Origin of the sequence: Clostridium thailandense, from assembly GCF_019207025.1 — a bacterium.
Classification (GTDB): domain Bacteria; phylum Bacillota; class Clostridia; order Clostridiales; family Clostridiaceae; genus Clostridium_AM; species Clostridium_AM thailandense.
The window spans coordinates 1-12079 of sequence record NZ_JAEEGC010000111.1 but is presented as its reverse complement, the minus strand read 5'-3'; the positions used below and the strand labels follow the sequence as shown (position 1 = coordinate 12079).

Sequence of the window (12079 nt, the reverse complement as noted above, 5' to 3'; positions counted from 1 at the left end):
GCCCATATTTTTAAAAAAGCTAAGAATCTAAGCTTTTTCCAAAATATGAGCTAAGACTTGTAGCAAAAGTATTTAAATGTGTCTTCCAGAATGTAAATATATCCCTGCGTATAAGTTAAGTGTCTGGTGTGAGTATCTATATATAGAAAAGCGAAGTCTTACTAATTTAGGAAATTAGAACAACTTCGCTATTGTTATATGTATATTTATATGATTAGTATTATAAAGTTTAGATGGTGGTGCTAAATGAAAAGGTTTAAATTTAGGTATGCATTTTTAATAGTAATATGTTTGTCATTATTTTTATGTTTTAATTATTTAAAAAAATCTCCTAATGAAGGGGAGAAAAATATGGATTTAAAGCCTAAAATAGTACTTATATCCCATGTTTACAGCAACCCATATTGGCAGTATATAAAAAAAGGAGCTGAGGATGCCGCAAAGAAAAGAGGAGTTATTATAGAGTATGATGGACCGCAGGCCGCTAGTGTGAAAGAAGGCACTAAATATATTGAAATGGCTGTTATGGCTAAGAATGCTGGAATAATTACTTATGTTCAGGATGAAAAACAGTATACCCCATATATTAATGAGGCTATTGGCAAATCAATACCGGTGGTTACCGTTGATGCAGATGCAGAGGATAGTAAAAGAAATGCTTATGTTGGAACAGATAACTTTCATGCTGGGATTGTAGCTGCAAAGGAATTAGTCAACCATATTGGGTTAGATGGAGATGTTGGTATAATTATGGGAGGAGCTGAAGTGAAAAATCAGCAGGAAAGAGTTATTGGATTTAAAAGCTATTTACAAAATAATTCTAATTTAAATATATCCAGCATTGAATCTTCAGGATCTTATCTATTAGAAGCTGAATTGAGTGCTAGAAGAATATTAGCAAAAAACAGTGCTATAAAAGCATTATATTGCACATCGGCTTTAGATGGAGTTGGTGCAGCTAAGGCTGTTTCCAGTATGAATTTAAAGGGTAAGGTATGTATAATATGTTTCGATGATTTGCCAGAAACCATGGAGAACATACAACAAGGATTGGTATATGCTACTATAGTTCAGGAGCCCTACAGTATGGGGTATAAGGCTGTAGATATAATAATGGATAATTTATCAGGTGAAACTGTAAAAGGAAGTTTTAACACAGATGTACTTGTAGTAAAAAAAGATAACTTGTACTCGTACAAGTCATTGGAGGTTAAAAACTAAAGTGAAAATGAAAAGTTTAAAAAATAGGCTAATGTCCTTTGTTATATTTACTGTTCTTTCTATGATATTAATTGAAGCATTTACCTTATTGATTAGTAAGAAAACTGAAATAACCTATAGTGCAATGATTAAAAAAATGTTATTAGTTAACGAAATAAGCAATGACATAGATAGTTCTATATTTTACTTTGATAAGTATATAGACACAAAAGCTCTAAGTGATTTTAATCAATATGAGGCAAATTATAAAAATGCCAAGGATAAAATTATGTTGTTAAAGGATAATACTAATGAAGAGAGTGAATATATACTTAGGGATTTAGAAAATACATTAGACAGCTATAAAGGACGTGGAGACAGTTCTATAAATAAATACAAAAGATTGAATAAAGATGAGGAATTCTATAAAGAGTTTGTTGAAACAAAGAATATTGGAAGCTATTGTAAGGTTTATATAGATAGATTAAACAGCAGTTTTTTGAATTACAACAGTCAGTTATATAGCGATATTGTAAAAAGTAATAGTGTTATATATGGGAGCATGATTACATTTATAGTGATGATAATTAGCTTTTGTATAATATATTCAGTATCATTTTCCAGAAAATTGACTAAGCCGCTAGATAGTTTAGTTCAAAATTCTAAACAAGTGTCTAAAGGCAATTTTAAAAGCTTAAGTGCAGTAGAAACAGATATATATGAAATAGATGTTTTAGCAGAAGGTTTTAAATCTATGGTATCAGCTATTAACATACTTATTGAGTCAATAAAAAGAAAAGCAGAAGTAGAAAGACAATTAAAAAATCAGCAAATGGAAAATTTACAGATAGAAAATTTATTAAAACATACGCAAATTAAAATGCTGCAATCGCAAATAAATCCTCATTTTTTGTTTAATACATTAAATAGCATAGTGCAAATTTCAATTGTTGAGGGAGCATCTGAAACGGAAAAACTTATAAAATCAATATCAGAACTTTTAAGGTATAATCTTAGAAACATAGATAGATATGTATCGTTACAGGAAGAAATAGATGTGGTTAAAAATTATGTATTTATTCAAGAAACTAGATTTGAAGACAGAGTGAAATTCAAGATTGAGGTACAAGGAAACATTGAAGATATAAAAGTGCCAAGCATGACTATCCAGCCTCTTGTGGAAAATGCTTTTATACATGGAGTTGAGCCTAGAGAGGATGGGGGAGAGATCTTTATAAAGATAGAGAGGCTTAGAGATGTTTGCATAATATTAATTCAGGATAACGGATGTGGAATAGATGAGGAAACACTGCGAAAAATTAACTCCACTACTGATGAGGCAAAGCATACTGGACATGCAACTGGAATAGGTGTTGGTAATGTTGTGAAAAGGCTGCAATTGTTGTACGAGGATAGCCATATATTTCATATAGAAAGTGAGTTAAACGAAGGCACAAAAGTATTTTTGAAAATACCAATTAAAGGGGATTTGGTGAACTATGATAAAAGTATTAATTGTGGATGATGAGAAACTTGAAAGAAAAAGTTTAAAGTCCATTATAAGTAACAAATATAATGATGAAATAACATTATTTGAAGCAAAGAACGGAAGAGAAGCTATTCAAATATGTGATATGGAGAAACCAGATATTGTAATAACAGATATTAGAATGCCAGGAATAGACGGAATACAAGTTATAAAAAAGATAAAAAGTTTTTTGCCTAACACTTATTTTCTAATCTTAACGGCATATGATTATTTTGACTTTGCAAAAGAAGCAATTGAATGCGGTGTTAAAGAGTATATCTTAAAGCCTTTTGATAGGGAAGCACTTTTGAAAAAGATAGACTATGCAATAAGATATATAAATGTTGAAAGAGAAAAGCTGAAAAATCAAGTCGAGATCGAAGAAAAAATGGGCAACTTTATTCCAGTATTAGAAAGTGAGTTGATATACTGTATAGTAAATGGTAATTTAAACAGTATAGAGTATGAAAGCTACATGGGATATTTAGGCATTAATTTCAACAAGGGGTATTGTATAGTAGCTCGTATAGATGAATCACAGAACCAGAGTGAAAAAAAGTTAAAAATGAAGATTGGCGATTATTTAAAAGAGACTGTATCAAGGAATAATAGATTAGTTTCGAGTTATAAATTTATAAAATATATAACCTTTTTCATGGATTGTGATGAACATTTAACAGATTATGAGATTGTTGAAGACTCAATTAATATTAGTAAGTCTATGGCGTATGAGATAAGAAAACGATTTAATACATCGGTAACTGTTGGAATTGGTAGTGTATGCAATTCTATAGAGAGTATACATACATCATATTTAGAGGCTTGCAAATGCATAGAGGTTAAACAAAATAATGTAGATGTAATACATTATAATGATTTGGATAAAAGGGATGTTAACGGATTAAGTGATATCGAAAATAAGGTTCAGTATAAAGAGATTTTTAGTAGAGTTATAAATTATATTTCAGAAAATTACAATAAAGATATAAGCTTAGAGAAAACAGCTAAGAAGTTTAATTTAAGTTCTTATTACTTTAGTAGAACCTTCAGAGAAGTGTTTGGAAAAACTTTTTCAGAGAAGTTAACTTCTATAAGAATGGATAAAGCAAAAGAATTATTAGACAAAGAAGATTCAAATATTAAGGATGTATGTTATGAAGTAGGGTATAACGATCCAAATTACTTTAGTAAAGCCTTTAAAAAGTGCGTTGGGATGAATCCATCAGAATATAAGAACAAGAAAAGTAGTGTGTAGCAAGATTTTGCTATACACTATTTTTTTATAGCAAAATGTTGTCCTGTAGCAATTTTTTGATAGTAAAATTTTGTTGTAAATAAGGCAAAAGAGTACTCGTATAAGGCAACATACTACATGGAGGAAGATAGAGAAATAAAATATAATGAAAACGTAATCAAGAAAATACACTAAGGGGGAAAAAATATGTTGTCAAAAAAGTTAATAAAATTAATGTGCATTGGAGCAATATCAATATTTGCTTTTACAAGTTTTGTTGGATGTTCATCCAAAGGTGAATCTGGTAGTGCAAGTACAAAGAAAAAAGTAAAAATAGGGTTAAGTATTGATGATTTAAGATTGGAAAGATGGCAGCATGATAGAGATTTATTCACTGCAGCAGCAAAAGAACTAGGAGCAGAGGTTATAGTTCAATCTGCTAATGGTGATGATACTACTCAGTATTCTCAGGCAGAAAACCTAATTTCTCAAGGAGTAGACGTGCTCGTTATTATACCACACAATGGACAAACTATGGCGCCAATAGTTGAAGAAGCACATAAGAGTAAGATAAAAGTACTTGCTTATGACAGATTGATAACAAACTGTGACTTAGATAACTACATATCTTTTGATAACGTTAAGGTTGGAGAATTACAAGCAAAAGCTATAGTAGACAAGGTTCCAAAAGGAAACTATTTTATGATGGGAGGATCTCCAACAGATAATAATGCTAAGTTATTTAGACAAGGACAAATGAATATTGTAAAACCACTTGTTGATAAAGGTGATATAAAAATAGTTGGAGACCAATGGGCAAAGGACTGGTTACCAGAAGAAGCATTAAAAATAATGGAGAATGCACTTACTGCTAATAACAACAAAATCGATGCAGTTGTAGCTTCAAATGATAGTACTGCTGGAGGAGCAATACAGGCATTAGCAGCACAAAAGCTTGATGGTAAAGTTGCTATATCCGGTCAAGATGCTGACTTAGCTGGATGTCAAAGAGTAGTTGAAGGGAAGCAAACAATGACTGTATATAAACCTATAAAAGATCTAGCAACAAAAGCCGCTGATTTATCAGTAAAAATGGCAAGAGGTGAAGAGGTATCTACAAATGGTAGTGTTAACAATGGAAAGAAAGACGTTAAATCCTTACTTCTAACTCCTGTCTCTGTAACAGCTGATAATATGAAAGACACTGTAATTAAAGACGGATTTCATAAGCTAGAAGAAGTTTATAAAAATGTACCAAAAGATAAATGGCCTAAATAGTATTAAAGTCGGGAAACTGTATACACGGTTTCCTGACTTACAGTTTAATGAAAGGTGGGTATACTAGGTGAGTGAATACATTTTAGAGATGAATAACATAACTAAGGAGTTTTCTGGAGTTAAGGCCTTAGATAATGTTTGTTTAAAGGTAAAAAAGGGAGAAATACATGCTCTTTGTGGTGAAAATGGTGCTGGTAAATCTACATTAATGAAAGTGTTAAGTGGAGTATATCCTTCCGGAACTTATGCAGGAGATATTATATATGATGGCAAAAAGTTGGATTTAAAAGGTATTAAAGATTCAGAAAATGCAGGCATTGCTATAATACATCAAGAGTTAGCTCTTATAAAAGAGTTATCTGTAGCAGAAAACATTTTTATAGGAAATGAAATAAATCATAATGGTATTGTTGATTTTAATGAAATGTACAATAAAACAAAGGAATTATTAAAAGAAGTTAAGTTAAATATAAACCCAACTACATTAATTAAAGAATTAGGTATTGGGCAGCAGCAGCTAGTAGAAATAGCGAAAGCTCTTTCAAAGAATTCTAATGTACTTATCTTGGATGAACCTACGGCGCCTCTAACAGACAGTGAAGTTGAAACACTAATGGGAATTATGAAAGACCTTAGAAAAAAAGGAGTTACTTGTATATATATATCACATAGATTAAATGAAGTTATAGAGTTATCAAATACGGTAACAATTATAAGGGATGGAAAAAGCATAGGCACAGAGCCTATTGAGAATTTAGATCAAGAAAAAATAATTAATATGATGGTTGGAAGAGAAATGACAGATTTGTTCCCAAGGGAAGAACATAAAATTGGAGAGAAAATACTAGAAGTTAAAAATTTTAACGTTTATGATATAACCAACAAAGACAAGTTAAGAGTTAAAAATGCAAACTTTCATTTGAAGCGTGGCGAAATACTGGGAGTAGCAGGATTAGTTGGTTCAGGAAGAACAGAATTGGTATCAAGTATCTTTGGAAGTTATGAAGGTGAGCACAATGGAGAAATATACTATCTGGATAAGAAAATAAACATAAGTAACCCTGATGAGGCTTTGAAAAAAGGAATTGCAATGGTTCCTGAAGATAGAAAAAGACACGGCATAGTTAGTATTATGTCAGTTAGAAATAATATCACCCTTGCTAATTTAATAAAATATCAAGGAAAGCTGGATTATTTAAATAAGGATACTGAAATTATTGATGTTACGAGACTTGTAGATGAGCTAAAGATAAAAACATCCAGCATAGATTTGGACGTAAAGAGTTTAAGTGGAGGAAACCAACAAAAGGTTGTACTAGCAAAAAATTTATTAATAGGACCTCAGGTTTTGATATTAGATGAGCCTACTAGAGGAATTGATGTAGGAGCCAAATATGAAATATATAAGCTAATGTTCAAGTTAGTAAAAATGGGAATCTCAATTATTATGGTGTCTTCAGAATTACCAGAGGTTTTAGGTATAAGTGATAGGGTACTTGTAATGCATGAAGGAGAAATCAAAGGAGATTTTGATAATATAGATCTAACACAGGAAACGATTATGCAATGTGCGATTGGGGGTAATGGTAATGGAAGGTAAAGTAGAAACAGTGACAGTGAAAAATAAAACTAAAAAAAGCGGAATATTAAAATCTAAAATGTATACAATGCTTATAGCATTAGTTGTTATATGGGCAATATTTACGGTTACTACAGGTGGAAATTTCTTATCTACAAGAAATCTATCTAACTTGTTAAGACAAATGTCTACTACTGGAATATTGGCAATAGGCATGGTTTTTGTAATTATTTTAGGAGAAATTGATTTGTCAGTTGGTTCTATGCTGGGCTTACTTGGAGGAATAGCAGCTATTCTAAATGTATGGTTTAACATGGGAGCAGTGCCAACTATAATTATAACACTTATACTTGGTCTTGTACTTGGTTTTTGGAATGGCTTTTGGGTAGCATATAAAAAAGTACCATCTTTCATAGTAACCTTAGCAGGAATGCTAGTTTTTAGAGGAATTTTAATAGGAATAAGTAAAGGAAATACTATAGCTCCTTTGTCGGAAAGCATGAAAGTAGTTGGACAATCATATTTTCCAAATGTAGTAGGTTATGTAATTGCTGTGGTTACCATTGTAATAAGCATTTACTTAATAAACAATAGCAGAAAAAAGAAGCTTAAATATGGATTGGAAGTTGCTCCAATGAGAAACGATATAATAAAGGTTGCTTTGATTGGTGTAGGAGTAACTGCTGTCGTTGCAATACTTAATGATTATTCAGGGTTTCCATTACCAGTCTTCATAATGGGTATATTTGCTATAGTGTTCTCATACATGGCAAGCAGTACAGTTTTTGGAAGAAGAATATATGCAATTGGCGGAAATAAAGAAGCTGCTAAGCTTTCAGGTATAAATGTAAACAAACAAATGTTAATGATATATGCATTCAATGGATTACTCGCAGCAATTGCTGGTATACTACTTACTTCAAGACTAAATGCAGGCTCAGTTTCAGCAGGAACAAATGCAGAACTTGACGCAATAGCATCTTGTGTAATAGGTGGTGCAAGCCTAGCTGGTGGTACAGGAAGTGTTGCTGGAGCTTTAGTTGGAGCTTTAGTTATGGCTACAATTGATAACGGAATGAGTATGTTAAATACTCAACCATTCTGGCAGTATATCGTAAAAGGACTAATTCTTTTACTAGCAGTATGGGTAGATATACGTTCTAAGGATAAGAAGTAAATTACAGGGCAAAGAACCCAAAAGTTGGCTTATGTATAAGTCAACTTTTTGGTTTTATTCTTTTAAATTATATTTATAGAATAATATGTAATAAAGTAGTTTTCATATGATTAGTAATATGGTAATATAAATTGTACGAGAAATTTACAAATTAACATAAGCATCGACAAATTTCTTGAATCATATTATCTATAGAGGTGAAAAATGGACATATTCTTAATTATAGGTATTGTTGTTGGATTGTTTGCTGTAAGTACAGGATTGCTCCTAAAAGGTGCAACGGTAGCCATACTACTCAATGGTGAGGCAGTTATAGTAATTCTTGTAGGTACAGCAGCAGCGGTAATGAACTCTTTTCCCAAAAAGGATTTTCTTAATATACCTAAATTGTTTGGAGTTGCTTTCAGAGAAAAAGGAAAAGAAGATCCTATAGAAATAATTAAGCAAATGATTGAAATGGCACATGAAACTAGAAAAAATGGATTATTGTCTCTAGAAGGTAAGATTCAGGACATGAGCAATGTATTTATGAAACAAGGATTAGAGATGGTAGTTGATGGTACTGAGCCTGAATATATTAAACAAGTCCTATCAGATGAAATTGAGGCAATGGAAGAAAGACATCGAGGTGGTGCTTCAATTTTTACAACAGCAGGTGGTGCTTCTCCAACGCTTGGAGTTTTAGGGGCAGTTATAGGATTGATTGGTGCACTTGGAAATCTAAATGATACAGCAAAGCTGGGGGAATCTATAAGTGCTGCTTTCGTAGCTACTATCTATGGAATCTTCTTTGGATATGTTATTTGGCATCCTTTGTCATCCAGATTAAAAAGGAAGTCACATGAAGAAGTTAGTAATAAGCAGATAATATTAGAAGGTATTTTAGCAATTCAAGAAGGAAAAAATCCAAAAACTATTGAGAGAAAACTTTTAAGTATGTTAAGTCCTAAAGATAGAAAAAAATTTGAAACTGCAAGTAGTAGTAATTAAATTTAAAGGAGATTAATGATGAGAGGTAAAAAACAACATCATGAAGAACATGTTGATGAAACATGGCTGCTCCCTTATTCTGATATGATGACACTGTTATTGGCACTTTTTATAGTTATGTTTGCTATGAGTAAAGTAGATAATCAAAAAGCAAAACAGCTTAGTCATCAATTTGATATTATTTTCTCAGGTGGTGCTGGAGCTTTACAAAGTAACGGTAGTAGTGGGGATACTTTAAAAATAGATGATGCTATTACATTAAACGAAGCAAGTGGTGTAATTGAACAGGATAAGATGCTTCGAGTCAAAAACATGTTGGAGGAAGATATTAAAAAAGATGGATATACAGATAAAGTAAAAGTTGACCTTAATGGTGAAGGCTTGGATATAACAATACAAGACACAGTACTCTTTAATTCAGGACAAGCAGACATATTAAATGGGTTTACTCCAGTACTTACTAAAATATCAAATATGATAAAGGATTTAGACAATGAAATAAAGATTAGTGGACATACAGATAATGTTCCAATAAAAAATGAAAAGTTTCGTTCTAATTGGGACTTGAGTTATATGCGTGCGTCAAATGTTATGAACTTTATGGTTGATAAATGCCATATTGCTCAAGATAAATTTTCAATTCAAGCATATGGAGAATTTAAAGCTAAATATAATAATTCAACGGCGGATGGAAGATCAAAAAATAGAAGTGTAGATATACTTATAGTAAGAAGATATGCGTCAAATCCTAAGAATGCAAATTAGTCTGATGTGAGTATCTATAATAAAAATGAGCCCGCATTGGCTCTTTTTTTATTATACAAAATGGTATATTGTTCTATATAGATAAAGATTTTTGATTGGATACAATAACTAAAAATTTTGAATTTAAATTAAAATAATATTGCTTAATTATTGTTTTAGTAGTAAAATGATAGTACGAATTGTACGTACAAATTTTTGTTTTATGTGGATATTATTCTATTTATGATAAAGTAATATTAAAAGTGTGCATTTTAACAATGAATAAAACAAGCAAAAGTTTCATATGAATGTAACATTAGCAGCAACAAGGGTATAAAAGTTCTATAATAAATTGTACGTACATAATGTGTGAATGGTAAATATATATTCATTAAGAAAACGTTTGTAAGTGTTTAAAAAAAGTTATCAGTTCACATAATATAAATATTAATAATTGAAAATATTTTATGGAGGGTTAAAAAATGAATGATATCAAAAATTCCATTATTAACGGAAAAACAGTACTTGGTATTGAACTTGGTTCAACTAGAATTAAAGCGATTCTGATTGGCGAAGATAATGTACCTATCGCTTCTGGCAGCCACGACTGGGAAAATAGATATGTTAACAATATCTGGACATACAGCTTAGAGGATATATGGGAAGGTGTACAGGATAGTTATCAGAAGATGGCGAGTGATGTAAGAGCGCAATATGGAGTAACCCTTCAAACTATTGGTGCAATTGGTTTTAGCGCTATGATGCATGGATACATGGTTTTCAACAAAGAGGAAGAACTTTTAGTACCATTCCGTACATGGCGTAATACTATTACTAAAAAGGCCTCAGAAGAATTGACTAAGCTTTTTAACTACCACATTCCTCAAAGATGGAGTATTGCTCACCTTTATCAAGCAATTTTAAATGAGGAAGAGCATGTTGCTGATATTAGTTTCCAAACAACCTTGGAAGGATATATACACTGGAAGCTAACAGGTGAGAAAGTTATAGGTGTGGGTGAAGCATCAGGAATGTTCCCTATTGATATAGATACAAAAAACTATAATGCAAATATGATTAAGCAGTTCGATGAATTAATTGCTTCTAAAAACTTCTCATGGAAGCTTGGAGATATTATGCCAAAGGTTCTATTAGCGGGTGAAGATGCTGGGGTTCTTACAGAGGAAGGAGCAAAGCTCTTAGATGTTACAGGGCAATTGAAATCAGGTATTCCGCTTTGTCCTCCAGAAGGTGATGCAGGAACAGGTATGGTTGCAACAAATAGTATTGCAAAGCGTACTGGTAATGTTTCAGCTGGAACGTCTGTTTTTGCAATGATTGTGCTTGAAAAGGAATTGTCAAAAGCATATGAAGAAATTGATTTAGTTACAACCCCCACTGGTAATCTAGTAGCTATGGTTCACTGTAATAACTGCACATCAGATCTTAATGCATGGGTTGGGTTATTTAAAGAAGTTGCTGAAGCAATGGGTGTAGAAGTTGATATGAATAAGTTGTTTGCAACTTTATATAATAAGGCACTTGAAGGAGATTCAGATTGTGGCGGATTATTGGCTTATAATTATTTTTCAGGTGAACATATAACTCATTTTGAAGAAGGACGTCCATTATTTGTGCGTACACCAGAAAGTAAATTTAATCTAGCTAATTTTATGCGTGTAAATTTATTTACATCCTTAGGCGCATTAAAAACCGGGTTGGATATTCTTCTTAAAGAGGAAGGCGTTAAGGTTGATGAAATCTTAGGTCACGGTGGCTTATTTAAAACTAAAGATGTAGGACAAAAGATTATGGCTGCGGCTATAGATGCTCCTGTTTCTGTTATGGAAACTGCTGGAGAAGGTGGAGCATGGGGAATGGCATTACTTGCATCTTATATGCTTAACAAATCTGAAAATGAGACATTAGATGATTATTTAACACGGAAAGTATTTGCAGGAAAAGTTGGTACAAAGGTTGATCCAGATTCTAAGGACGTGGCAGGCTTTGATGAATTCATGAAGCGTTATACCAATGGACTTGCGATTGAAAGGGCAGCTGTAGATAATTTTAAGTAATTAATAAAGATAAAATACACAGAAAGTCTTTATAAAATAAATTAATGAATCGAGGAGAGGGGGCTGTCGCACTTAGGTAAGTATGGCAGAAAGTAGACTTATTCTGCGAGATATGTTACCAGACTTCGGCACTATAAAAAATTTTAATCAATCTAAAGCTCAGTATTTTAAAAATCTAAGAACCCTTGATAAACTCGTACCTCAGACATATCAAGAGCTCTAAGATTTTCTAAAATACTTCGCTAAGATTGATAAAAAATTTTTTATATGT

The 12079-nt window shown here is 31.9% G+C and carries 9 protein-coding genes; all 9 read left to right on the top strand.

Translation table 11 applies throughout. The annotated features are described in order from the left end of the window. Positions 1-246 precede the first annotated feature (246 nt). Complete coding sequence (locus I6U48_RS19740) at positions 247-1221, top strand: substrate-binding domain-containing protein (RefSeq protein WP_218322196.1); 975 nt, start codon at positions 247-249, stop codon at positions 1219-1221. A gap of 7 nt (positions 1222-1228) precedes the next feature. After that, on the top strand, positions 1229-2725 hold the full coding sequence (locus I6U48_RS19735; protein WP_246615466.1) for a sensor histidine kinase: 1497 nt from the start codon (positions 1229-1231) through the stop codon (positions 2723-2725). Further along, complete coding sequence (locus I6U48_RS19730) at positions 2700-3983, top strand: response regulator (RefSeq protein WP_218322194.1); 1284 nt, start codon at positions 2700-2702, stop codon at positions 3981-3983. Before I6U48_RS19735 ends, I6U48_RS19730 begins: the two co-directional genes overlap by 26 nt. Before the next feature lie 186 nt (positions 3984-4169). Next, entirely contained in the window at positions 4170-5240 is a 1071-nt protein-coding gene (gene xylF / locus I6U48_RS19725; RefSeq protein ID WP_218322193.1) for a D-xylose ABC transporter substrate-binding protein, read from the top strand. Positions 5241-5307: 67 nt separating this feature from the next. After that, positions 5308-6840, top strand: coding sequence for a xylose ABC transporter ATP-binding protein (locus tag I6U48_RS19720; protein ID WP_218322192.1), 1533 nt, complete (start codon positions 5308-5310; stop codon positions 6838-6840). After that, on the top strand, positions 6830-7996 hold the full coding sequence (locus I6U48_RS19715; protein ID WP_218322191.1) for a sugar ABC transporter permease: 1167 nt from the start codon (positions 6830-6832) through the stop codon (positions 7994-7996). The genes I6U48_RS19720 and I6U48_RS19715 overlap by 11 nt, the downstream gene beginning before the upstream one ends. A gap of 204 nt (positions 7997-8200) precedes the next feature. Beyond that, positions 8201-8986 (top strand): flagellar motor stator protein MotA, encoded by a 786-nt coding sequence (gene motA, locus I6U48_RS19710; protein ID WP_218322190.1) that lies wholly within the window; start codon positions 8201-8203, stop codon positions 8984-8986. 18 nt (positions 8987-9004) lie between these two features. Next, positions 9005-9751 carry a flagellar motor protein MotB gene (locus I6U48_RS19705; RefSeq protein ID WP_218322189.1) on the top strand — a complete coding sequence of 249 codons (747 nt, stop codon included), beginning with the start codon at positions 9005-9007 and terminating at the stop codon, positions 9749-9751. A gap of 461 nt (positions 9752-10212) precedes the next feature. After that, positions 10213-11808 (top strand): xylulokinase, encoded by a 1596-nt coding sequence (locus tag I6U48_RS19700; RefSeq protein WP_218322188.1) that lies wholly within the window; start codon positions 10213-10215, stop codon positions 11806-11808. Positions 11809-12079: the final 271 nt, after the last annotated feature.